At 70.9% G+C, this 22,204-nt stretch carries 19 protein-coding genes; 12 read left to right on the top strand and 7 right to left on the bottom strand.

Annotated elements, in window-relative coordinates; translation table 11 throughout:
- Window positions 1–144 precede the first annotated feature (144 nt).
- From OHB00_RS29400 to OHB00_RS29380, 5 genes are all read left to right on the top strand, one after another.
- Window positions 145–2,139: an Ig-like domain repeat protein gene (locus OHB00_RS29400; RefSeq protein ID WP_406439091.1), complete on the top strand. Its 1,995-nt coding sequence runs from the start codon at window positions 145–147 to the stop codon at window positions 2,137–2,139.
- Window positions 2,140–2,216: 77 nt separating this feature from the next.
- Window positions 2,217–3,131, top strand: a complete 915-nt coding sequence (locus OHB00_RS29395) for a sortase (RefSeq protein WP_406439089.1) — start codon at window positions 2,217–2,219, stop codon at window positions 3,129–3,131.
- A gap of 104 nt (window positions 3,132–3,235) precedes the next feature.
- Complete coding sequence (gene pstB / locus OHB00_RS29390; protein WP_406446033.1) at window positions 3,236–4,057, top strand: phosphate ABC transporter ATP-binding protein PstB; 822 nt, start codon at window positions 3,236–3,238, stop codon at window positions 4,055–4,057.
- Between the two features lie 259 nt (window positions 4,058–4,316).
- A complete protein-coding gene (locus tag OHB00_RS29385) occupies window positions 4,317–4,580 on the top strand; it encodes a hypothetical protein (protein WP_406439087.1) in 264 nt (87 codons plus the stop codon).
- A 131-nt stretch (window positions 4,581–4,711) separates the two neighbouring features.
- Window positions 4,712–6,511: a phosphatidylglycerol lysyltransferase domain-containing protein gene (locus OHB00_RS29380; RefSeq protein ID WP_406439085.1), complete on the top strand. Its 1,800-nt coding sequence runs from the start codon at window positions 4,712–4,714 to the stop codon at window positions 6,509–6,511.
- 225 nt (window positions 6,512–6,736) lie between these two features.
- Here OHB00_RS29380 and OHB00_RS29375 read toward each other — a convergent pair whose 3' ends face one another.
- The 5 genes from OHB00_RS29375 to OHB00_RS29355 all read right to left on the bottom strand — a co-directional run bounded on the left by OHB00_RS29375 (window position 6,737) and on the right by OHB00_RS29355 (window position 11,975).
- Window positions 6,737–8,191: an ATP-binding protein gene (locus tag OHB00_RS29375; RefSeq protein WP_406439083.1), complete on the bottom strand. Its 1,455-nt coding sequence runs from the start codon at window positions 8,189–8,191 to the stop codon at window positions 6,737–6,739.
- A complete protein-coding gene (locus OHB00_RS29370) occupies window positions 8,192–8,941 on the bottom strand; it encodes a response regulator transcription factor (RefSeq protein ID WP_406439081.1) in 750 nt (249 codons plus the stop codon).
- Between the two features lie 370 nt (window positions 8,942–9,311).
- Window positions 9,312–9,902 carry an FMN reductase gene (locus OHB00_RS29365; protein ID WP_406439079.1) on the bottom strand — a complete coding sequence of 197 codons (591 nt, stop codon included), beginning with the start codon at window positions 9,900–9,902 and terminating at the stop codon, window positions 9,312–9,314.
- The gene (locus tag OHB00_RS29360; protein WP_406439077.1) at window positions 9,899–11,044 is read right to left on the bottom strand and encodes an LLM class flavin-dependent oxidoreductase; all 1,146 of its coding nucleotides are present in this window, start codon (window positions 11,042–11,044) and stop codon (window positions 9,899–9,901) included. The genes OHB00_RS29365 and OHB00_RS29360 overlap by 4 nt, the downstream gene beginning before the upstream one ends.
- A gap of 460 nt (window positions 11,045–11,504) precedes the next feature.
- Window positions 11,505–11,975: a hypothetical protein gene (locus OHB00_RS29355; RefSeq protein ID WP_406439075.1), complete on the bottom strand. Its 471-nt coding sequence runs from the start codon at window positions 11,973–11,975 to the stop codon at window positions 11,505–11,507.
- Between the two features lie 125 nt (window positions 11,976–12,100).
- Between OHB00_RS29355 and OHB00_RS29350 the strand changes: the two genes are divergently transcribed.
- The 3 genes from OHB00_RS29350 (at window position 12,101) to OHB00_RS29340 (ending at window position 13,537) form a co-directional block, all read left to right on the top strand.
- A complete protein-coding gene (locus tag OHB00_RS29350) occupies window positions 12,101–12,433 on the top strand; it encodes a YnfA family protein (protein WP_234544523.1) in 333 nt (110 codons plus the stop codon).
- A gap of 178 nt (window positions 12,434–12,611) precedes the next feature.
- Complete coding sequence (locus OHB00_RS29345) at window positions 12,612–13,370, top strand: SDR family NAD(P)-dependent oxidoreductase (protein WP_406439073.1); 759 nt, start codon at window positions 12,612–12,614, stop codon at window positions 13,368–13,370.
- Window positions 13,370–13,537, top strand: a complete 168-nt coding sequence (locus OHB00_RS29340; protein WP_406439071.1) for a hypothetical protein — start codon at window positions 13,370–13,372, stop codon at window positions 13,535–13,537. Before OHB00_RS29345 ends, OHB00_RS29340 begins: the two co-directional genes overlap by 1 nt.
- Window positions 13,538–13,556: 19 nt before the next feature.
- Here OHB00_RS29340 and OHB00_RS29335 read toward each other — a convergent pair whose 3' ends face one another.
- Window positions 13,557–14,750 (bottom strand): RtcB family protein, encoded by a 1,194-nt coding sequence (locus OHB00_RS29335; protein WP_406439069.1) that lies wholly within the window; start codon window positions 14,748–14,750, stop codon window positions 13,557–13,559.
- Window positions 14,751–14,978: 228 nt separating this feature from the next.
- Between OHB00_RS29335 and OHB00_RS29330 the strand changes: the two genes are divergently transcribed.
- The 3 genes from OHB00_RS29330 (at window position 14,979) to OHB00_RS29320 (ending at window position 18,314) form a co-directional block, all read left to right on the top strand.
- Window positions 14,979–15,857 (top strand): DUF3558 domain-containing protein, encoded by an 879-nt coding sequence (locus OHB00_RS29330; protein ID WP_406439067.1) that lies wholly within the window; start codon window positions 14,979–14,981, stop codon window positions 15,855–15,857.
- A gap of 132 nt (window positions 15,858–15,989) precedes the next feature.
- A complete protein-coding gene (locus OHB00_RS29325; RefSeq protein WP_406439065.1) occupies window positions 15,990–16,874 on the top strand; it encodes a DUF3558 domain-containing protein in 885 nt (294 codons plus the stop codon).
- 99 nt (window positions 16,875–16,973) lie between these two features.
- Complete coding sequence (locus OHB00_RS29320) at window positions 16,974–18,314, top strand: DUF2637 domain-containing protein (RefSeq protein WP_406446031.1); 1,341 nt, start codon at window positions 16,974–16,976, stop codon at window positions 18,312–18,314.
- A 67-nt stretch (window positions 18,315–18,381) separates the two neighbouring features.
- Here the strand turns inward: OHB00_RS29320 and lysS are convergent, their stop codons facing one another.
- On the bottom strand, window positions 18,382–20,115 hold the full coding sequence (gene lysS / locus OHB00_RS29315; RefSeq protein WP_406439063.1) for a lysine--tRNA ligase: 1,734 nt from the start codon (window positions 20,113–20,115) through the stop codon (window positions 18,382–18,384).
- A 331-nt stretch (window positions 20,116–20,446) separates the two neighbouring features.
- On the opposite strand from lysS, the gene argS reads away from it, so the two are divergent.
- Window positions 20,447–22,204, top strand: a complete 1,758-nt coding sequence (gene argS / locus OHB00_RS29310) for an arginine--tRNA ligase (protein ID WP_406439060.1) — start codon at window positions 20,447–20,449, stop codon at window positions 22,202–22,204.

The raw sequence follows: 22,204 nt of genomic DNA, 5'->3' as shown, positions 1-22,204 counted from the left end.
CCCTGAAGGAGCGCTCAACGGGAGCCCAGTGCTCCCCCACAGACGGCCGCCCGCCCCGAAAGGCAGTCGGGGCGGACGGTTCGCACCACCCTGCCAGATCCTCTGGCAACACCCAGCTAGCTAGCTCTTGTCAGGAGACTCTCGATGCGCAGAATGCGCTCTTCGGCGGCGTTCGTCGCCGCTGCCGTGGTGGCCGGCGGCCTCGCCCTCGCCACCCCGGCGGTCGCCGACCCGGATGCCGGTGCCTTCCGCCAGCTGGTCGGCGTGGGCTCGGACACCACCCAGGACGTGCTCAACGCCCTGGCCGGTGACACCGTCAACGGCACCAGCTACTCCGCCACCGCGGTGAAGTCGGCGAACGGCGCGGGCATCGCGTCGTACGACGCGATCGAGCCCGGCACCGGCTCCACCACCTCGAACATCAAGACCCGCACCGACGGTCCGTCGTTCCTGCGCCCGAACGGCTCCGGAAACGGCCGTCTCGCCCTGAGCGAGGCGCTGACCGGCGACAAGTTCCCGACCAGCGCCGGCGTCTCCATCAGCGGCCAGGTCGACTTCGCCCGTTCCTCCGGCGGCCCGTCCGTCTTCGGCAGCGCGCTGACCTACATCCCGATGGCGCGTGACGCGGTCGGTGTCGCGGTCAAGGGCTCGGCCCTGGACACGCTGACCGCGGACCAGCTGCACGACATCTACTCGGGCACGCTCACCACGGTGAACGGCCAGACCGTGCACCCGAAGATCCCGCAGGCCGGCTCCGGCACCCGCAAGTTCTTCCTCGCGGCGATCGGCCTGAGCGACGCGACGCTCTCCCCGAACGTCACCACCGTCCAGGAGAACCAGGCCAACGCGGCCCTCACCGAGGACGGCGCCCTCGTCCCGTTCTCGGTCGGTTCCTGGATCGCCCAGATCAACGGCGTCTCCCCCGACTACAGCAAGACGGCGGCCGCGGCCGGCGGCCACCTGGCCTCCGTCCAGCTGCCCGGCGACACCGGCGGCGCCACCAGCCCGGTCACGACCGTCAACGGCAAGCTGGCCCCGGTCACCGCCTACTACGACAACTCCACCTTCGGCCGTGACGTCTACAACGTCGTCCCCAGCCGCGCGATCGACACCAACAGCATCTTCTTCGACAAGGACCTGTACGACGTCTTCGTCACCAGCGGCAGCCACACCGCCGAGCTGGCGTCGGACGCCGCCGAGGCGGTCATCGCCAAGTTCGGCTTCGTCAACGAGTCCTACAACGGCTCCATCTTGCAGACCAAGCACGCCAAGGTCGGCGGCCTGGAGGAGTCCGGCGTCGACGCCTCGGTGCCCGGCGCCCCCACGGTGAAGGCCACCGTCGGCGACGCGAGCCTGAAGCTGTCCTGGACCGCCCCGGCCGCCACCGCGCTGCCGGTCACCGACTACCGGATCACGCTGACCGACGCGGACGGCGGCGTCGTCGCGGTCAAGGACGTCGCGGCCTCCGCCACGTCGTACTCCTTCACCGGCCTGACCAACGGCACCTACAGCGCCACGGTCACCGCCAACAACCTCAACGGCACCGGTGCCGCGGCCACCTGGACCGGCGCGGTCAAGTACACGAGCAAGACGGTCGCCACCACCGCCACCACCGCCTACGGCAAGACCCCGAAGGTCGCCGTCACCGTCACCGGCTCGCACGGCGTGAAGCCGACCGGCAAGGTCACCATCAAGGACGGCACCACCGTCCTCGGCACCGGCACCCTGGACTCGTCCGGCAAGGTCACCATCGGCCTGTCGAACCACCTCAAGGTCGCCACGCACTCCCTGTCGGTCTCCTACGCGGGCAGCTCCAGCCTGAACGCGTCGTCGACGACGGTCTCCCTGAAGATCACCAAGGCGACGGCGTCGGTCTCCACCTCGCACCCGACCTCGGTGAGCCACACCGCCAAGGCCAAGGTCACCGTCAAGGTCACCGCGACCGGCACCACCCCGACCGGCACCGTCCGCATCTACCAGGGCTCCAAGGTCATCGCGACCGGCACCCTGAGCAGCGGCAAGGTCACCATCACCCTGCCGAAGCTGGCCAAGGGCAAGCACACCCTGCACGCCTTCTACGTCGGTTCCTCGACCGTGAACTCGAAGACCGGCGCCAGCTTCACCATCACCAGCAAGTGACCGTCTGACGGGCCCGCCGGGAGCCTCGTCGGGCTCCCGGCGGCCCCTCACTCACTCCTCGAAGGAGGCGGGCCGCCATGACCGTCGCCGTACCGACACCGAAAGCTCTGACTCCGGCCGTGCCCCGCAGGCCCGTCCGCAGCCTCACCTTCGTCCGCCACCTCTCCCGCGGCGGACTGCTCAGCCTCGCCGCCCTGCTGCTCGGCATCACCGCCCAGCTGCTGGTGTTCAGCGGCGCCCAGGAACACTCCGCCCAGCATTCCGACTTCGACCAGCTCCGCGAGCAACTCGCCCTCGGTACCGCCCCGGTGGCGCAGACCGGGCAGGACGGCAGGCTGCTCGCACCCGGCACGCCGGTCGCGATCGTCGACGTACCGAAGCTGGGTCTGAGCCAGGTCGTCCTGGAGGGCACCGACTCGTCCGTGATGACGGACGGCCCCGGGCACCGCCGGGACACCCCGATGCCCGGCCAGGCCGGCACCAGCGTGCTGATGGGCCGGGCGGCGGCGTACGGCGGCCCGTTCGGCAGGCTCTCCCAGCTCGCCACCGGCGACACGTTCACCGTCACCACCGGCCAGGGCAGGGCGAAGTTCCAGGTCATCGACGTACGGCGGGCCGGTGACCCGGCGCCGACGGCGCTGGCCTCGGGCAAGAGCCGGATCGTGCTCATCACCGCCACCGGTCCGAAGTACATGCCCTCCGGGGTCCTGCGCGTCGACGCCGACCTGGTCTCGGCGCCGTTCCAGACCCCGTCGGCCGTGATCCGGGCCGGCACCCTGCCGGGCTCGGAGGAACCGCTGGCCCGCCCCTCCGGGGTGCCGTGGCCGCTGGTGATGTGGCTGCAGGCGCTGCTCCTCACCGCCGTGGCCGCCGTCTGGACCTGGCACCGCTGGGGCCGCCACCAGACGTGGATCGTCTTCGCCCCGGTCGTCGCGGTGCTCGGCCTCCAGGTCGCGACGCGGACCACCGAACTGCTGCCGAACCTGCTGTGACCGAGGTGAGTGGAGTGTCTGAAGTGACCCAAGCGACCGAAGTGACCGTAGCAACCGATGTGACTGAACCGACCGAGACTGCCGGGACCGCCATGACCGCCGTGATGACCGACACCGCCGTACTCCCCGCCGCCGTGGTGGACGGTCCCGCACCGGCCGTGCTCGAAGCCCGGGCCGTCTCCGCCTGGTTCGGCTCCCACCAGGTGCTGAGCCAGGTGTCGCTGACCATGCCCGCGGGCGAGGTGACCGCGCTGATCGGCCCGTCCGGCTGCGGCAAGTCGACGTTCCTGCGCACCCTCAACCGGATGCACGAGCTGATCCCCTCCGCCCAGTTCGGCGGCGAGGTGCTCTTCGAGGGCGAGGACATCTACGACCCGTCGTGGCGGCTGACCGACGCCCGCCGCAGGATCGGCATGGTCTTCCAGAAGCCCAACCCGTTCCCGGCGATGTCGATCTACGACAACGTGGTGGCGGGCCTGAAGCTGACCGGCACCAAGGCGAACCGCCGGGAGAAGGACGTGCTGGTCGAGGAGTCCCTGACCCGCGCCGGCCTGTGGAAGGAGGTCCGCGACCGGCTCCGCCAGCCCGGCGGCGCCCTGTCCGGCGGCCAGCAGCAGCGCCTGTGCATCGCGCGGGCCCTCGCGGTCCGCCCCCGGGTCCTGCTCATGGACGAGCCGTGCTCGGCCCTTGACCCCACCTCCACCCGCCGGGTCGAGGAGACCATCCAGGACCTGGCCGGCCAGGTGACCATCGTGATCGTCACCCACAACATGCAGCAGGCGGCCCGCGTCTCCCAGCAGTGCGCCTTCTTCCTGGCCGAGCAGGGCACCCCCGGCGGCATCGTCGAGCACGGCGACACGACGGCCGTCTTCAACTCCCCGCAGGACCAGCGCACGGCCGACTACGTGGCGGGCCGGTTCGGCTGAGCCCGGCCACGGGAACGGGCAGGGCACGGCGACGACCGGGGCCAGGCCCTGCCGTCACCCGTCACCCCGGCGCACGCCACGTCGTCACCCGTGCGGGCCACGGCAAAGACCGCCGAACGCGGCGCCGAACCCCCTGCCGCCCCGGTGTCGACACCGGTGTCCCCGCGGACGTGAACACGCACGTCCTGAGGCTGTCCGGACCCTACGTATTGTAGGTTCCCCATCGGCCACGGCGGCTCGTCAGCTCACGGGGGTACTCATGCAGGGCACGGACACACAGGAGGCACGGCGCAGCCTCGCCCCCACGGTGGCGGTGCTGGTGGCGAGTCTGCTGGTCGCCGCGGTGGGCGTGTACGAGCTGTCCGGCTTCGGGCTGCACAGCCTCGACCGGCGCCCGCACCTGTTCAGCGACGGGCTGGCGACCGGCGGGGTGATCGTGGCGGCGGTGGCGGCCGGGGCGGCGATCGGCAACCTGGCGTGGATGCTGGCGGCCCGGCGCCGGGCGGAGCGCGAGCGGCCGTAAGAAGCGGCGGTGCTTTCACACCGTATTCCGTACCGCGGCGGATCGTCCGCCTGTCTCCCACAGTTACCCTACGGACTGTAGGGTCAGCCCTCCGTCAACCCGCTCCCCGTCCCCCAAGGTGACCGGTCCCCATGCCCGCACAGCTGTCGACCCTGATCCCGCCCCGCATGTCCGCCGCCCTCCGCGCCCCCGCCGGCGCCTCCGGCGGCGCCCTGCGCAGGCGGGCCGCCGACTTCACCGTCTGGTATCTGCGCGTGATCGCCGTACTGAACATAGTGGCGGTGATGTCGCTCCCCTTCCGCCAGGAGGTCGACGAACACAACAACGGCCGCCTCACCCTGCACCTGCACCGGCAGCACGCGCACCACTCCGGCCAGTTCTTCACTCCGTACCTGGCCACGGCGGGCCTGGTCTCGGCCGCCCTCGCCATCTTCTTCGTCCTGGTGATGCGCCGCCGCAAGCGCGCGGCCTGGGTGGTCAACCTGCTCCTGTCCGCCCCGCTCTTCGCCCTCTACGTCCTCGCTCTCACCCAGCACGAGTACCGGGCCCACGCCTTCAACTGGGTCTCGGCCGCCGTCACCGGCCTCTTCGTGGCCGCGCTGCTGATCAGCCGCCGGGAGTTCAACGCGGTCGGCGACCCGTCGAACCCGAAGACGGCACTGGCGGTGGCGGCCGGCGGCATCCTGGTCACCGGCGGGCTGGGCACCCTCCTCGTGCACGCCACGAACAAGCTGCCCGGCGCCACCCTGCCCGACGAGATCGCCTACACCCTCCTGCGAGGCGTCAGCGTCGGTCCGCTCGCCGACCACGTCACCGCGGTCCACGCTCCCCGCTGGACCGACATCATCGTCAACGTCCTCCTCGCGGCCGCCTTCTGCCTGGTCCTGTACGCCGGGTTCCGCTCCCCGCGCGGCCGCCGCCTGCTCAGCGCGGAGGACGAGTCACGGCTGCGCGGCCTGCTGGACAAGCACGGCGCCCGCGACTCCCTCGGCTACTTCGCGCTGCGCCGCGACAAGATGGCGATCTTCTCCCCCACCGGGAAGTCCGCGGTCACCTACCGCGTCGTCGGCGGCGTCAGCCTCGCCTCCGGCGATCCGATCGGCGACCCGGAGGCGTGGCCCGGCGCGATCGACGCGTGGCTGACGGAGGCGCGGCGCCACGCGTGGACGCCGGCCGTCATGGGCGCGAGCGAGGAGGCGGGCACCGTCTACGCCCGGCACGGCCTGGACGCCCTGGAACTGGGCGACGAGGCGCTCGTCGACATCGCCGACTTCACCCTGGAGGGCCGCGCGATGCGCGTCGTCCGCCAGGCCCACAACCGGGTCCGCAGGGCCGGTTACACGGTCCGCATCCGCCGCCACGAGGACATTCCGGCCGACGAGATGGCCATGCTCATGGAACGGGCCGACCACTGGCGCGACGGCGCCACCGAACGCGGCTTCTCCATGGCCCTCGGCCGCCTCGGCGACCCTGCGGACGGCCGCTGCGTGATGCTGGAGTGCCGGGACGCGAACGACACCCCCCGCGCCCTCCTCAGCTTCGTCCCCTGGGGCGAGCAGGGCCTCTCCCTGGACCTGATGCGCCGCGACCGCGACTCCGAGAACGGCCTGATGGAGTTCATGGTCGTCGAACTCCTCCTCCGCGCCGCCGAGTTGCAGGTCGACCGGGTCTCCCTGAACTTCGCGATGTTCCGCTCGGTCTTCGAACGCGGCTCCCGCCTCGGCGCGGGCCCGGTCCTGCGCCTCTGGCACACCACCCTCACCTTCTTCTCCCGCTGGTGGCAGATCGAGTCCCTGTACCGCGCGAACGCGAAGTACCGCCCGGTGTGGGAGCCGCGCTACATCCTCTTCGCGAAGTCCAGCGACCTCCCGAGGATCGGATTGGCAAGTGCTCGGGCGGAGGGGTTCCTCACGGTTCCCTGGGGGTCTTGACACCGGGCATCAGTGACCGACGAACGGCGCACCACGATGTCGCCGGTCTCCCCTGGCGCCTGAAAACTGATCACCGGACACCCCTCACTGCTCCGGGTGGACTGTCTCGGCCTGACCGTTCATCACCCGTACCGCGATGTTGTACAGGGGTTTGTCGTCCGCGTCGTGACCGACCGGATGAACGCTGTTGACCGGAAGCGGTCGGCCGGGGCCCGCCCTGCGGGTTCAGCCTCGGGGTGTGCCGCCCGCGAGACCACCGCCCACCGTGAAGCCGATCACCGCGCCGCCGCCCTCCCGGCGGAAGGCGAAGGGGGCGCCGCCGTGGGCCATGGCCACCTCGCGGACGATGGAGAGGCCGAGGCCGGAGCCGGGCAGGGAGCGGGCGTCGGCGGCGCGGTAGAAGCGGTCGAAGATACGGATCAGGTCGCCTTCGGCGATACCGGGCCCGCGGTCGAGGACCTCGACGCGGACGGTGCCCGGCCGGGCGGGGCCGGTGACGCTGATCTCGATGGGCGCCTTGCCGTCCCGGTCGAACTTGGCCGCGTTCTCGACGAGGTTGGAGACGGCCCGCTGGAGCATCCCCGGGCGGCCGTCGGTGGTCGTGTCCCCGGCGACGCGCAGGACGATCTCGCGGCCGGTACGGCGCCGGGCCAGCCCCGCCACGTCCTCCGCGATGTCGGCCAGGTCCACGTGCTGCGGCGGCTCGCTGTCGGACTGCCCGGCGGCGAGGTCGACCAGCTCGTTGACCAGGTCGGTCAGCTCGCGCGCCTCCTGCCCGAGGTCGGCGACGAGCTCGTCACGGCTCGCGGGCGGGAGCTCGTCGATCCGGCGGAGCAGGGAGATGTTCGTACGGAGGGAGGTCAGCGGGGTGCGCAGCTCGTGGCCCGCGTCCTGGACCAGGCGCCGCTGGTCCTCCTCCGACTGCGCGAGCCGGCCGAGCATCCGGTCGAACGCGCGGCCCAGCCGGCCCACCTCGTCCAGTCCGGTCACCGGGACCTGGATGCCGAGCTGCCGGGTGCGGGCCACGTCCTCCGCCGCCGACGTCAGGATCACCAGCCGGCGGGTGATCCGCCTCGCCAGCCACCAGCCGAACAGCCCGGCGGCCACCACCACGGCCGACATCAGCAGCAGCGTCCGCTGCTGGAGCGCCTGCAGCAGGTCCTCGGTGTCGCTGAACTCCTGCGCCACCTGCACCGCGCCCCGGCCGCCGCCGAGCGCGACCGTGGCGATCCGGAACAGGTCCTCGCCGGCCGGGACGTCCTTGTGCTGGACCGTCTTCCCGGCCTGCGCGGCGGTGGCGGCCGCCCGGTCCGCCGCGGTGACGGGCAGCACCGGGCTGCCGCGGTCGACGATCTCGCCCTGTGCGCCGAGCACCTGGACGTCGGTGCGCGCGGGCCGGACCAGATCATGGCCGGGCTGGGAGGAGGAGAAGTCCTCCGGCGCCATCCTGTGCTGCTTGACCTCGTCCTGGACGTCGGAGACGACCTGCGTGAACACCGACTGCTGGTCGACGCGGACCAGCCGGGCGGCGGCGTTGTACGACAGGATGCCGACGACGATGGTGACGGCGGCCGTGACCGCCGCGAAGGAGACGACGAAGGTGGTGCGCAGGGAGACCAGGCCCGGCCGGCGCCGGGCCAGGACCCGCGTGAACCGCTCCAGCCGCTGGAGAGGGCCCACTCAGTCCTCCCGCAGCACGTAACCCACGCCACGGACGGTGTGGATCAGCTGCGGGGCGCCGGGCTCGTCGAGCTTGCGGCGCAGGTAGCCGACGTAGACGGCGAGGTTCTTGGAACCGGGGCCGAAGTCGTAACCCCAGATGCGGTCGTAGATCGTGGAGTGGTCGAGGACGATGCCCGCGTTGCGCGCGAGCAGCTCCAGCAGTTCGAACTCGGTGCGGGTCAGCTCCAGCTCGCGCCTGCCCCGCCAGGCCCGGCGGGCCTGGAGGTCCATCCGCAGTCCGGCCGCCTCGATCTGCCGGTCGGAGACCAGCGGCTCCCGGCCGGGCTCGACGGCCGTGGCAGCGCCGGGGGCGGTGGCGCTGCCGCCGCCGGTGGTCACCGGCAAGGTACGGCGCAGCAGTGCCCGCAGCCGGGCGAAGACCTCTTCGACGTCGAAGGGCTTGACGACGTAGTCGTCGGCGCCGGCGTCCAGGCCCGCGATCCGGTCGGCGGTCTCGACCAGCGCGGTCAGCATCAGGATCGGGGTGCGGTCCCCTTCCGCGCGCAGGACGCGGCAGACCTGGAGGCCGTCGATGCCGGGCATCATCACGTCGAGGAGGAGGACGTCGGGGGCGGTGCGGTGGGCGTGCGCCAGGGCTTCCACACCGTCCGCGACCGCCGTCACCTCATAACCCTCCAGGGTGAGGGCCCGCTCCAGGGCGTGGCGGATGGCGCGGTCGTCTTCGGCGAGCAGCACAGTCTGGGGCACGTCCCCAGTCTGCCAAGGCCTCCGGCGGTTCTGCCGTGGTGAGCGGGCCTACGATCACCCTTTTTACCTGCCTCTCACCGTCACAGAGGCAACCGGGCGCCGAGATCCGGCTGCGGGTGGGTGGAGCGCCGAAGAGTGCCGGGCGCGGACCGGTGGGGGCCGGCCGCGCCCACGCGGCGGAGCCGCGTATCGGATACAGCCCCGCGCCCCTTACGGGGCGCTCCGCCCGCCGCCTCTTCTCAGCCGCGGGCAGTCGTGCCGCTGGGGCGGCACGGGTGGGCGCTGGGGGTCCCCCCTCTGAGGGTCCCCCCTCTGAGGGAGGCACCCTGCGGGCGCCGGTAAGCGTCCCCACCCCCCGCCCCGGCCCACCTCAGCTCGCGGCCAACCTCGCCAGCTGCTCCGCGAAGGGGACCACCGGCAACTCCTCCGGCTTGCCCCGGCCGACCGAGCTCAGCCCCTGCATCAGCCCCGCCAGCTCCCCCGCCGCCCGCTCGACCCGGCTCTCCAGGCCCTCCGCGCCCCAGTCCTCCGACGCCGCGTACACCCCCGTCGGCACGACCACCGCCCGCAGGTACGCGAACATCGGCCGCAGCGCGTGCTCCAGCACCAGCGAGTGCCGTGCCGTACCGCCGGTCGCCGCGATCAGCACCGGCTTGCCCGCCAGCGCGTCCTTGTCGAGCACGTCGAAGAACGACTTGAACAGCCCGCTGTAGGAGGCCGTGAACACCGGGGTGACCGCGATCAGGCCGTCCGCCTCGGTCACCGCCTCCAGGGCCGCCGCGAGCCTGCGCCCGGGGAAACCGTTCGTGAAGTTGTGCGCGATCTCGACCGCGAGGTCACGCAGCTCCACCACCTCAAGCTCGACCTGGGCCTGCCGGCCCACGGCCGCTGCCAGCCGGTCCGCCAGCAGCCGCGTGGACGACGGCACGCTCAGCCCCGCCGAGACGACGACGAGCTTCATACCTCGGCCTCCTCCTTCTCCGTGGCCTTCTCCAGAGCCTTCTCCGCAGCCTTCTCCGCAGCCTTCTCCGCAGGGGCGGCGGCCAGCAGCGACGCGTGCGTCGGCGCCTCGGGAACGTCCGCCGGACGGCCCTTCGCGAACTCCTTGCGCAGGACGGGGACGACCTCCTCGCCGAGCATGTCGAGCTGCTCCAGGACCGTCTTCAGCGGCAGCCCCGCGTGGTCCATCAGGAACAGCTGGCGCTGGTAGTCGCCCGCGTACTCGCGGAAGCTCAGCGTCTTCTCGATCACCTGCTGCGGCGAGCCCACCGTCAGCGGGGTCTGGTCGGTGAAGTCCTCCAGGGAGGGCCCGTGCCCGTAGACCGGCGCGTTGTCGAAGTACGGCCGGAACTCACGCACCGCGTCCTGCGAGTTCTTCCGCATGAACACCTGGCCGCCGAGGCCGACGATCGCCTGCTCGGGCGTGCCGTGCCCGTAGTGCGCGAACCGCTTCCGGTAGAACTCGACCATCCGCTTGGTGTGGTCGGCGGGCCAGAAGATGTTGTTGTGGAAGAAGCCGTCGCCGTAGTAGGCGGCCTGCTCGGCTATCTCGGGCGAGCGGATCGAGCCGTGCCAGACGAACGGCGGCACGTCGTCCATCGGCCGCGGGGTGGAGGTGAAGCCCTGCAGCGGCGTGCGGAACTTGCCCTCCCAGTCGACGACGTCCTCGCGCCACAGCCGGCGCAGCAGGGCGTAGTTCTCGATGGCGAGGTTGATGCCCTCGCGGATGTCCTGCCCGAACCACGGGTAGACCGGCCCGGTGTTGCCGCGGCCCATCATCAGGTCCACCCGGCCGTCGGCCAGGTGCTGGAGCATCGCGAAGTCCTCGGCGATCTTCACCGGGTCGTTGGTGGTGATGAGGGTGGTGGAGGTGGAGAGGATCAGCTTCTCCGTCCGCGCGGCGACGTAGCCGAGCATGGTGGTCGGCGACGACGGCACGAACGGCGGGTTGTGGTGCTCACCGGTCGCGAAGACGTCCAGGCCGACCTCCTCGGCCTTCAGCGCGATCGCGACCATCGCCTTGATGCGCTCCCGCTCGCTCGGCGTCCGGCCCGTGGTGGGGTCCGGCGTGACGTCGCCGACCGTGAAGATCCCGAACTGCATGCTCGCTCACCCTCCAGGTTGTTTACGATTCAACTATACCTGCAGAACGAGACTCCACCACCACCTATTCCCCGACGTCCGACGCCCCCCTTCTGACTCCGCCGCGGTGTGCAAAGGGGCGCGTCAAGGCCCGGCCCGCCACCGGGGCCGTCGTACCGTTCGTGAACCGCCCCCTGCTCGGCTTCGCCGGACCGCACCGAGACCCCTGCCCGAAGTCGATCAGCGCGTGACCCGGCCCCCCTTCCCCGCCACCCCCGACATGAACGGTCAGCTCCGCGGCCGGCCAAAGGTCACCCGCACCACTGAGGCACGCCGCGCACCGCGCCCCTGCCGCCCCTGCGCCTGGGCAGGCCGCGACAACCGCGCCCCCTCCGAACGACCGGTCGACCGCACCCGGCTACCCCTACGCCCCCGACGACCATCGGCGCCACAAACGGCGCACCGGCGCCCCCGCCGCCCGTCAGAACGCGTACGGATCCCCCGTCGCCAGCACCAGCACCTGCTGCCTGTCGTTCGTACGGTCCTGGTCCACCGCGCCCCCGCCCCACACCACGTCCACCTTCAGCGTCACCTCCGCCGGCTGCTCCCGCAGCCGTACCGGAATCACCAGCTGCTCGCCGGGCGCCTCGACCGGCAGCGGTCCGGTGTCGCACACCACCTCCCGGTCGCCGGTGCGCGCGCATCCGCCCGGCAGCTGCTGCGTGTCCGCCAGCGCCGCCGACGACACCAGCCGCACGCCGGCGCCCGTCACGGCGTCCGGTCCGTGGTTGCGCGGGGCCACCCGGACCTCCACCAGGTCCCCGCTCAGCACGGCGGACCCGTGTACCTCAAGGTCTGCGTCCCCGGCCCAGGCCGTACCGCCGCCGCCCACGACCAGCACTCCCACCGCCACCGCGCCGGCCACCGCCGGCCCACCACGACGCATCGCCATGCCACCCGTCCCGTCCGTCCCTGCATCCCGGCCGTCTCCGGCATTCGTACGGATGTATGCCACTCCAGCCCCGCCACAGGCGCCCCCCATCAGGTGACACCCGCCCGGCGTGCCACGCTGCAGGCATGCTGATCCTCCGCTCCGCCGCGCTGTTCGTCGTCGCCGCGTTCTTCGAGATCGGCGGCGCCTGGCTGGTCTGGCAGGGCGTGCGCGAGCACCGCGGCTGGCTCTGGGTGGCCGGCGGCATCCTCTCCCTCGGCGCCTACGGCTTCGTCGCCACCTTCCAGCCCGACGCCCACTTCGGCCGCATCCTGGCGGCGTACGGCGGCATCTTCGTGGCCGGCTCGATCCTGTGGGGCGTGGTGGCGGACGGCTACCGCCCGGACCGCTGGGACCTCACGGGGGCGGCGGTGTGCCTGGCCGGAATGGCCCTGATCATGTGGGCCCCGAGAAACTGAACCCAGACTCCCCACTCGATGCGCAGCACCCCGTCAGGAGCGCGGGGCTGTATCCGATATGCGGCTCCGCCGCGCGGGCGCGAACGACCCCCACCGGCCGCCGGCCGCCCCGCCCCCACCACGGCGCCTAGACTCTCCAAGGCAACCCGCACCAGCACACCCCGCCGAGGAGCAACCCATGCCTCCCTCCCGCATAGCGGTAGTCACCGGCGCCAGCAGCGGCATCGGCGCCGCCACGGCCCGACGGCTCGCCGAGGCCGGCTACCGCGTGGTCCTCACCGCCCGCCGCGAGGACCGCATCGAGGCGCTGGCCAAGGAGATCAACGAGGCGGGCCACCAGGCCACCGCCTACCCGCTGGACGTGACGGACCGCGCGGCCGTCGACGAGTTCGCGACCGCCTTCCAGACCGTCGCCGTCCTCGTGAACAACGCCGGCGGAGCCCTCGGCGCCGACCCGGTGGCCACCGGCGACCCGGCCGACTGGCGCACGATGTACGAGACGAACGTCATCGGCACCCTGAACCTCACCCAGGCCCTGCTCCCCAAGCTGGAGGCGAGCGGCGACGGCACGGTGGTCGTGGTCTCCTCCACCGCCGGCCACGGCACCTACGAGGGCGGCGCCGGCTATGTCGCCGCCAAGCACGGCGCGCACGTCCTCGCCGAGACCCTCCGCCTGGAGATCGTCGGCCGGCCGGTCCGGGTCATCGAGATCGCCCCCGGCATGGTCAGGACGGACGAGTTCGCGCTGACCCGCTTCGGCGGCGACGAGGAGAAGGCGGCCAAGGTCTACCAGGGCGTCGCCGAGCCCCTGACCGCGGACGACGTGGCGGACACCATCGCCTGGACGGTGACCCGCCCCAGCCACGTCAACATCGACCTCCTGGTCGTCCGCCCCCGCGCCCAGGCCTCCAACACCAAGGTCCACCGGGAGCTGTGATGCCGGAGGAGGACGCCGCGAAAGCTCTGGAGACGGAGCTGGAGAAGTCCCGCCTGGCGCAGGAGACGAGGAACGAACGCCAGGTCTGGTACTTCCTGGGCTACTTCCTCTTCGGCATCCACGTCATCGCCTTCGTGATGATCTACGCGGTACGGCACGCGAAGTGACCCTTCGCGTGCCCCCGTCTCAGCCCTTCACGCAGACAACCTGCTTCAGCTTCGCGACGACCTCCACCAAGTCGCGCTGCTGGTCGATGACCTGGTCGATCGACTTGTAGGCGCCGGGGATCTCGTCCACGACACCGGAGTCCTTGCGGCACTCCACGCCCCGGGTCTGGTCCTCCAGGTCCTTGGTCGAGAAACGGCGCTTGGCCGCGTTCCGGCTCATGCGCCGACCCGCGCCGTGCGAAGCCGAGTTGAAGGCCTTCTCGTTTCCGAGACCCTTCACGATGTACGAACCGGTGCCCATGGAGCCCGGGATGATCCCGTAGTCCCCGGAGCCGGCCCGGATCGCGCCCTTGCGGGTCACGAGGAGGTCCATGCCCTCGTACCGCTCCTCCGCCACGTAGTTGTGGTGACAGGAGATCTCCGGCTCGAAGACCGGCTTCGCCTTCTTGAACTCCTTGCGGATCACGTCCTTCAGGAGCGCCATCATCAGCGTGCGGTTGTACTTCGCGTACTCCTGCGCCCAGAACAGGTCGTTGCGGTACGCCGCCATCTGCGGGGTGTCCGCGACGAAGACGGCGAGGTCCCTGTCGACCAGCCCCTGGTTGTGCGGGAGCTTCTGGGCCACACCGATGTGGTGCTCTGCGAGTTCCTTGCCGATGTTGCGGGAGCCGGAGTGCAGCATCAGCCACACAGAGCCGGTCGTGTCCGTGCAGACTTCGACGAAGTGGTTGCCGGACCCGAGCGTTCCCATCTGCTGATGCGCCCGCTCCTGACGGAACTTCACCGCATCCGCGACCCCGTCGAACCGCCCCCAGAACTCCCCCCACCCGGCCGTGGCCAGTCCATGGAAGTCCCCCGGCTCCACGGGTTCCGCGTGCATCCCCCGGCCCACCGGAATCGCCGCCTCGATCTTCGACCGCAGCCGCGACAGGTCCCCGGGCAGGTCGTTGGCCGTGAGCGACGTCCTCACCGCGGACATCCCGCACCCGATGTCGACCCCGACCGCCGCCGGGCAGACCGCACCGCTCATGGCGATGACCGACCCGACCGTCGCACCCTTCCCGTAGTGGACGTCCGGCATGACCGCCAGGCCCTTGATCCACGGCAGGGTCGCGACGTTGCGCAGCTGCTGGAGTGCCACGTCCTCGACCGTCGCCGGGTCGGTCCACATCCGGATCGGCACCTTCGCGCCCGGCATCTCCACGTACGACATGTCTTCCTCATTCCCCCGGGAACAGCGCATCAAAAAGGACAAAAAGCCTTAAATCAAACAAAACGCAAATACGGCGCCAGAGATCCACGAACCAGACAAGGGACCGGCGTTCACGGCAGTGCGTGCGGTAGACATTGTCTCCAGCGGGCGCCCCACTGCGGCAAGCGATTAACCAGCGGGGACGCTGGAGCAGGACCGAGCGGACCAGTGAACGGAAGGAGCCTGACCGTGCAGCGGAAGGCGTACGTAACCGGCATCGCCGCCCTTCTCGCGGCCCTGCTGGCCGGCTGCACGAGCGGTTCCAGCGGTGGCGACGACACCAGCGACAAGAACGCGGACACCGGCACCTCCACCGTCGCCGCGCAGCCCGGCAAGTACCGCACTCTCCCGGAGGCCTGCGGCGCGGTCAGCCACGACACCCTCGACTCCCTGCTCCCCGGCATCGCCCAGATCACCGACGAGGAGCAGCGCGAGAAGGCGTACGAGGGCGAGGCCACGCTCACCTACGACACCGATCGCAAGGTCGGCTGCCACTGGAAGATCGAGTCCACCGACGCCACGGACCGGCTGTCCGTCGACTTCGAGCGCGTGGTGTCGTACGACAACGCGGTCAGCGACGACAGCGAGGCGCAGACGATCTACACGCAGCTGGAGTCGGCGGCCGACATCCCCGAGTCCGCGCCCCCGAGCCCCGCCGAGACGGAGTCGCCGTCGGCGTCGGAGTCGGAGTCGGCGACGGCCTCACCGTCACCGTCCGCGTCCACCTCCACCTCCGCCTCCGGATCCGCCGACCCGTCCTCCTCTGCTTCCTCCACCTCCACCTCCACCTCCACCTCCTCCGCCTCTCCCTCCACCACTCCGGCCGGTCTCCAGCCCCGTACTCTCTCCGACCTCGGCGACGAGGCGTATCTCGACGACCAGCTCAGCGGCTCCGGTTCGACGGCCGAGCAGCGGACGGTGACTGTGGTGTTCCGCACGTCCAACGTCGTCGTGACCATCGTGTACGAGGAGCAGCCGATGGCCACCGGTACGGTTCCGGACAGCAAGGAAATGCAGGACAGCGCGCAGAATCTGGCCGCCCAACTGGCCGAGGCCCTCAACGGCTGAGGCCCCCGGCACGCCTTCCGCACCCCGCCCGCAAAGCCCGCGAACCGAAACCGCACAGCTTCCTCACCGCGTACCGTGGCCCCTCGGACCCGATCCGACCGCAGGAACCCCGAACGTATGAGTGAAGGAACCATGCAGCGAGTAGCAGTCCAGCGAGACGACCAGCGTGCCCGGAACGAGCGGAACGTACAGCGGCGGGCAGGGCGCCTGCGCCGCGGCCTCGTCTGCGCGACCGCCGTCCCCGCCGTGGCGCTGTTCGCGGCGGCCTGCTCCTCGGACTCGGACAGCGGGGCGCAGCAGACGGGCGGCGCCTCGAACTCCGTCACCGCTCCGGGCGGCTCGGCGGCCCCTTCCGCCACCGTGCAGGCGGCCAAGTACCAGAAGCTGCCCGAGCCGTGCGCGGTGCTGTCGAAGAAGACGCTCACCGCGCTCGTGCCGAAGGGCGTGAAGTCGGGCAAGGAGGGCACGTCGAACGACGTGGCCACGCGGGGCAGCTGCTCCTGGAGCAGCCTGGACAACAACGGTGTGAAGGGTTCTCAGTTCCGCTGGCTCAACATCTCCTTCCTCCGCTTCGACTCGGATGCCGGCCGCGGCTCCGGCGACCAGCAGGCCCAGGCGTACTACACGAGCCAGGTGCAGGAGGCCCGGTCCGTGGCCGGCGCCAAGAACACCAAGTCGGTGCCGGTGTCGGGGGAGGGCGACCAGGCGACGGCCGTGCGCTACGACCTGAAGAAGAAGGAGGGGTCCTTCAAGCAGCAGACGGTCGTGGCACGCGTCGCGAACGTCGTCGTCACCGTCGACTACAACGGCGCGGGTCTCGCGGGTGAGAAAACTCCGGACGCGGACACCCTGACGAAGGCGGCGGAGAACGCGGCCGCGGAGGCGGTGGCGTCGGTCTCGACCGCCAACGGCTCGGGTGCGGCGCCGAGTTCACCTGCCGCGACGCCCTCGCAGTCGGCCTCCAAGTCGGCCTCGCCCTCCGCTTCGCCGTCCAAGTCGTCAGCCAAGAAGAGCTGACCGGCCGTACGTGCGCCGCACTGATGTGCCACCCTGTTGCGCGCAACAACACGCAAGGGGAGGGGAGTACCGGTGGCCGCGCCAATGCAGCTGACCCGGATGCACCGCGTTCTCATCGGCGTGGTCGTGACCGGCGCGATGATCATCGCCGGCATCGGCTTCGCCGGTTCGTACGCGGCCGTCCGTGAGCTGGCCATCAAGAAGGGCTTCGGGAACTTCTCCTATGTGTTCCCGATCGGCATCGACGCGGGCATCTGCGTCCTGCTCGCCCTGGACCTGCTGCTGACCTGGATCCGCATCCCCTTCCCGCTGCTGCGGCAGACGGCCTGGCTGCTGACCGTCGCGACGATCGCCTTCAACGGCGCGGCGGCCTGGCCGGACCCGCTGGGTGTGGGCATGCACGCGGTGATCCCGGTCCTGTTCGTCGTGGCCGTCGAAGCCGCCCGCCACGCGATCGGCCGGATCGCCGACATCACGGCGGACAAGCACATGGAGGGAGTCCGCCTCACCCGCTGGCTGCTCTCCCCGGTCCCGACCTTCCTTCTCTGGCGCCGGATGAAGCTGTGGGAGCTGCGCTCCTACGACCAGGTCATCAAGCTGGAGCAGGAACGTCTCGTCTACCAGGCGAGGCTGCGTTCCCGTTTCGGCCGGGCCTGGCGCAGGAAGGCTCCCGTGGAGTCCCTGATGCCCCTGCGGCTCGCCAAGTACGGCGTCCCCCTGGCGGACACGGCCCCGGAGGGCCTGGCGGCGGCGGGCATCGACCTTCCGGCACTGCTGCCGCCACCCTCCATGGCCGTGGGCAGTCGTGCCGCTGCGGCGGCGCCCGTCCCGCAGCAGGCGGCGCCTCTCAGCGAGCAGCGCCCCCAACTCGCCCCCGGCCCCGACGAGGGGCAGCTGGAGACCCCGGCCAGGCGGCCCGAGCCGGAACCCGATGCGAACGTCAACCCCTGGTTGCACTCCCGGGACCCTCAGCAGATCGAGTACCACGGCGACTACGACCCGACGTACGAGCCCCAGTACACCGAGGAGCAGTACGCGGCCTGGCAGTACCAGCAGGAGCAGGAGCAGTACCAGCGGCAGCAGGAGCAGTACGACCGGCTCCGGTTCCAGCAGCAGTTCCCGGCGGACCAGTTCCCCCCGGAGCAGCAGCCCGTCCCGGCGGAGTCCCCGTCGGAGACGACCGGCAGCTTCCCCATCCCGTCCGGCCCGGGCCGCACCCGCGAGCTGGGCGAGGGCGGGGGCCCGCCGGAGCCGACCGAGGAGGACTTCTACCTGGTCTTCAAGAAGTCGATAGACGGCAGCTACCCCACCTCCGGTCAGCTCAGGGACGACGTGGAGGCGACCTACGGCATCACGCTCGCGCAGCGCGACGCGGACCGCATGGTCAACCGCTTCACCAACCGCCACACGGCGGAGCTCCAGGAAGACCACATCGCGTAAGTGACGCAGGCACATGGCACGCAGAAGGGGGCCCTCCGCGAGGAGGGCCCCCTTCTGCGTATCAGCGCTACGCCCCGAGCAGGGCCCGCACCCGCTCCTGCCCGACGGCAAGGAGCAGCGTGGGCAGCCGCGGTCCCGTGTCCCGCCCGACCAGCAGGTGGTACAGCAGCGCGAAGAACGAACGCTGGGCGGTCTTGATCTCCGGCGGCAGTTCCTTCGGCGTCGCGTCCGCGGAGAACCCGGCCTGCACCTTGGGCACGCCGTAGACGAGGTGGGTCAGCCCGTCCAGCGACCAGTGCTCGGCAAGCCCGTCGAGCAGCAGTCGGACCGACTGCAGGGACGCCTCGTCGAGCGACTTCAGCAGCTCGGCGTCCGGCTCCTCGCGGACGATGGTCCGCTGGTCGGCCGGCACCTGGGTGTTGATCCAGGCCTCGGCCTTGTCGAGCCGGGGCCGCACCTCGTCCAGCGAGCCCAGCGGCTGCTCCGGGTCCAGCTCGCTCAGGATGCGCAGCGCCTGGTCCGCGTGCCCGGCGGTGATGTCGGCGACGGAGGCGAGAGTCCGGTACGGCAGCGGCCGCGGCGTCCGGGGCAGCTCGCCGCCGGCCGTACGGACGGCACGCGAGTGCGCGGCGATGTCGCCGGGCAGTGCGGACCCCTCGGCCACCTTGCCGTCCAGCTTGTCCCACTCGTCGTAGAGACGCTGGATCTCCTGGTCGAAGGCGATCTTGAAGGACTGGTTGGGCCTGCGCCGGGCGTACAGCCAGCGCAGGAGCTGCGGCTCCATGATCTTCAGCGCGTCGGCGGGCGTGGGCACGCCACCGCGCGAGGAGGACATCTTCGCCATCCCGCTGATGCCCACGAAGGCGTACATGGGCCCGATGGGCCGCTTCCCGCCGAAGATCCCGACGATCTGCCCGCCGACCTGGAAGCTCGACCCCGGGGAGGAGTGGTCGACCCCGCTCGGCTCGAAGACGACGCCCTCGTAGGCCCAGCGCATCGGCCAGTCGACCTTCCAGACCAGCTTGCCGCGGTTGAACTCGCTGAGCCGGACCGTCTCGGAGAACCCGCACTCGGTGCAGGTGTACGTCAGCTCGGTGCTGTCGTCGTCGTACGCCGTGACGGTCGTCAGGTCCTTGCCGCAGCCGCCGCAGTACGGCTTGTACGGGAAGTACCCGGCGGAGCCGGACGACCCGTCGTCCTCGCTCGCCGCGCCCGAGCCCTCCTCGGCCTCCAGCTCGGCCTCGTCCACGGCCTTCTGCTGGGGCTTCTTGCCGGTCTTCGGCTTGGTCCGGTACTGGGCGAGGACGGCGTCGATGTCGCCGCGGTGCTTCATGGCGTGCAGGACCTGCTCGCGGTACACCCCGGAGGTGTACTGCGCGGTCTGGCTGATCCCGTCGAACTCGACGCCGAGCTCGGCCAGCGACTCGACCATCGCGGCCTTGAAGTGCTCGGCCCAGTTCGGGTACGCGGAGCCCTTCGGGGCGGGCACGGAGGTGAGCGGCCTGCCGATGTGCTCCGCCCAGGAGTCGTCGACGCCGGCGATGCCCTGGGGCACCTTGCGGTAGCGGTCGTAGTCGTCCCACGAGATCAGGTGCCGGACCTGGTACCCACGCCGCCGGATCTCGTCGGCGACCAGGTGCGGGGTCATGACCTCGCGGAGGTTGCCGAGGTGGATGGGGCCCGAGGGCGAGAGTCCGGACGCGACGACGACCGGTTTGCCCGGGGCCCGACGCTCCGACTCCTCGATGACCTCATCCGCGAAACGGGAGACCCAGTCGGTGGTCTCGGTGCTCTGAGCCACGTCGGCACGTCCTTCTTTCTGACACGGGGCAGCCGGTACGGTCGCACGGCTGGCGGCTCCATTGTCCCAGGGACCACCCCTTCCATGAAAACGCCATAACACAAGAGCCCCGTAAGGGCCCCGAGGTTGCCCCTGTCCGGCGACGCAGCCGCCGCCTGGGGCGGCGCAGCCGCCGCCTGGGGGCGCGGGGAACTGCGCGACCAGCCCCCACGGCGCCGCACCCGGCCGCTCATCGCACACCACCCGAGCTCGTAGCCGCAAAAACCCCTTTACCCCCCGTGAAATACTGGACCCGTCTACCACGCCCCCCGAGGAGAACGGCTCCCACCCCATGGCCCCGGTCACGTCCCTCAGCGACTCCGTCAACCAGCAGCTCACCGACGCCCTCTCGGCAACCCTGCCGGAGGCCTCCGTCGATCCGCTGCTGCGACGCAGCGACCGGGCCGACTACCAGGCGAACGGCATCCTCGCCCTCGCCAAGAAGGCCAAGGCGAACCCGCGGGAGCTGGCGACGCAGGTCGTCTCCCGGATCACCACCGGCGCGGACCTGATCCAGGACGTCGAGGTCTCCGGCCCCGGCTTCCTCAACATCACCCTCTCCGACAGGGCGATCACCGAGAACCTGGCCGCGCGGTACGCGGACGGCGACCGGCTCGGCGTACCCGCGAAGGCGGACCCGGGCATCACGGTCATCGACTACGCCCAGCCGAACGTGGCGAAGGAGATGCACGTCGGCCACCTGCGCTCCGCGGTGATCGGCGACGCCCTGCGCGGCATGCTCGACTTCACCGGCGAGCGGACGATCGGCCGGCACCACATCGGCGACTGGGGCACCCAGTTCGGCATGCTCATCCAGTACCTGATCGAGAACCCGGACGAGCTGTCCGCGGAGACCGACACGGACGGCGAGCAGGCCATGTCGAACCTGAACCGGGTCTACAAGGCGTCCCGGGCGGTCTTCGACGCGGACGAGGAGTTCAAGGAGCGGGCCCGGAAGCGGGTGGTCGCCCTCCAGTCCGGCGACAAGGAGACCCTCGACCTGTGGCAGCGGTTCGTGGACGAGTCGAAGGTCTACTTCTACTCGGTCTTCGAGAAGCTGGACATGGAGATCCGGGACGACGAGATCGTGGGCGAGTCGGCGTACAACGACGGCATGCCCGAGACCGCCCGGCTCCTGGAGGAGATGGGCGTAGCGGTCCGCTCCGAAGGCGCACTCGTGGTCTTCTTCGACGACATCCGGGGCAAGGACGACCAGCCGGTCCCGCTGATCGTGCAGAAGGCCGACGGCGGCTTCGGCTACGCGGCCTCCGACCTGACCGCGATCCGCAACCGGGTCCAGGACCTGCACGCCGCGTCCCTGATCTACGTCGTGGACGTGCGTCAGTCCCTGCACTTCAAGATGGTCTTCGAGGCGGCCCGCCGCGCCGGCTGGCTCACCGACGACGTCACCGCGCACAACATGGGCTACGGCACGGTGCTGGGCGCGGACGGCAAGCCGTTCAAGACGCGTGAGGGCGAGACCGTACGGCTGGAGGACCTGCTGGACGAGGCGGTGCAGCGGGCCGCCGAGGTCGTCCGGGAGAAGGCGCAGGACCTGACCGAGGACGAGATCAAGGAGCGGGCCCAGCAGGTCGGCATCGGTGCCGTGAAGTACGCGGACCTGTCGACTTCGCCCAGCCGGGACTACAAGTTCGACCTGGACCAGATGGTCTCGCTGAACGGCGACACCTCCGTCTACCTCCAGTACGCGTACGCCCGTATCCAGTCGATCCTCCGCAAGGCGGGAGGGGTACGGCCCGCCGCGCACCCGGAGCTGGAACTGCACGCGGCGGAGCGGGCGTTGGGCCTGCACCTGGACGCCTTCGGCGACACCGTCTTCGAGGCGGCCGCGGAGTACGCCCCGCACAAGCTGGCCGCGTACCTGTACCAGCTGGCGTCCCTGTACACGTCGTTCTACGACAAGTGCCCGGTCCTGAAGGCCGACACCCCGGAGCAGGTGGAGAACCGCCTCCTGCTGTGCGACCTGACGGCCCGCACCCTCCACCAGGGCATGGCCCTGCTGGGCATCAGGACGCCCGAGCGCCTCTGA

The sequence above is a fragment of the Streptomyces sp. NBC_00631 genome, from assembly GCF_045206895.1.
In the GTDB taxonomy this organism is placed as follows: Bacteria; Actinomycetota; Actinomycetes; order Streptomycetales; family Streptomycetaceae; genus Streptomyces.
Note: the sequence above shows the minus strand (reverse complement) of the source record. Positions and strands in the feature narration are given on the sequence as shown.

Excerpts from the sequence above, each read along its gene's own strand:
- OHB00_RS29360 (WP_406439077.1), bottom strand. The coding sequence starts at position 11,044 with ATGCAGTTCGGGATCTTCACGGTCGGCGACGTCACGCCGGACCCCACC.
- OHB00_RS29340 (WP_406439071.1), top strand. The coding sequence starts at position 13,370 with ATGCCGGAGGAGGACGCCGCGAAAGCTCTGGAGACGGAGCTGGAGAAG.
- OHB00_RS29365 (WP_406439079.1), bottom strand. The coding sequence starts at position 9,902 with ATGAAGCTCGTCGTCGTCTCGGCGGGGCTGAGCGTGCCGTCGTCCACG.
- OHB00_RS29325 (WP_406439065.1), top strand. The coding sequence starts at position 15,990 with ATGCAGCGAGTAGCAGTCCAGCGAGACGACCAGCGTGCCCGGAACGAG.
- OHB00_RS29395 (WP_406439089.1), top strand. The coding sequence starts at position 2,217 with ATGACCGTCGCCGTACCGACACCGAAAGCTCTGACTCCGGCCGTGCCC.
- OHB00_RS29380 (WP_406439085.1), top strand. The coding sequence starts at position 4,712 with ATGCCCGCACAGCTGTCGACCCTGATCCCGCCCCGCATGTCCGCCGCC.
- OHB00_RS29355 (WP_406439075.1), bottom strand. The coding sequence starts at position 11,975 with ATGGCGATGCGTCGTGGTGGGCCGGCGGTGGCCGGCGCGGTGGCGGTG.
- OHB00_RS29335 (WP_406439069.1), bottom strand. The coding sequence starts at position 14,750 with ATGTCGTACGTGGAGATGCCGGGCGCGAAGGTGCCGATCCGGATGTGG.
- OHB00_RS29320 (WP_406446031.1), top strand. The coding sequence starts at position 16,974 with ATGCACCGCGTTCTCATCGGCGTGGTCGTGACCGGCGCGATGATCATC.
- OHB00_RS29345 (WP_406439073.1), top strand. The coding sequence starts at position 12,612 with ATGCCTCCCTCCCGCATAGCGGTAGTCACCGGCGCCAGCAGCGGCATC.
- OHB00_RS29400 (WP_406439091.1), top strand. The coding sequence starts at position 145 with ATGCGCAGAATGCGCTCTTCGGCGGCGTTCGTCGCCGCTGCCGTGGTG.
- pstB (WP_406446033.1), top strand. The coding sequence starts at position 3,236 with ATGACCGACACCGCCGTACTCCCCGCCGCCGTGGTGGACGGTCCCGCA.
- argS (WP_406439060.1), top strand. The coding sequence starts at position 20,447 with ATGGCCCCGGTCACGTCCCTCAGCGACTCCGTCAACCAGCAGCTCACC.
- OHB00_RS29350 (WP_234544523.1), top strand. The coding sequence starts at position 12,101 with ATGCTGATCCTCCGCTCCGCCGCGCTGTTCGTCGTCGCCGCGTTCTTC.
- OHB00_RS29385 (WP_406439087.1), top strand. The coding sequence starts at position 4,317 with ATGCAGGGCACGGACACACAGGAGGCACGGCGCAGCCTCGCCCCCACG.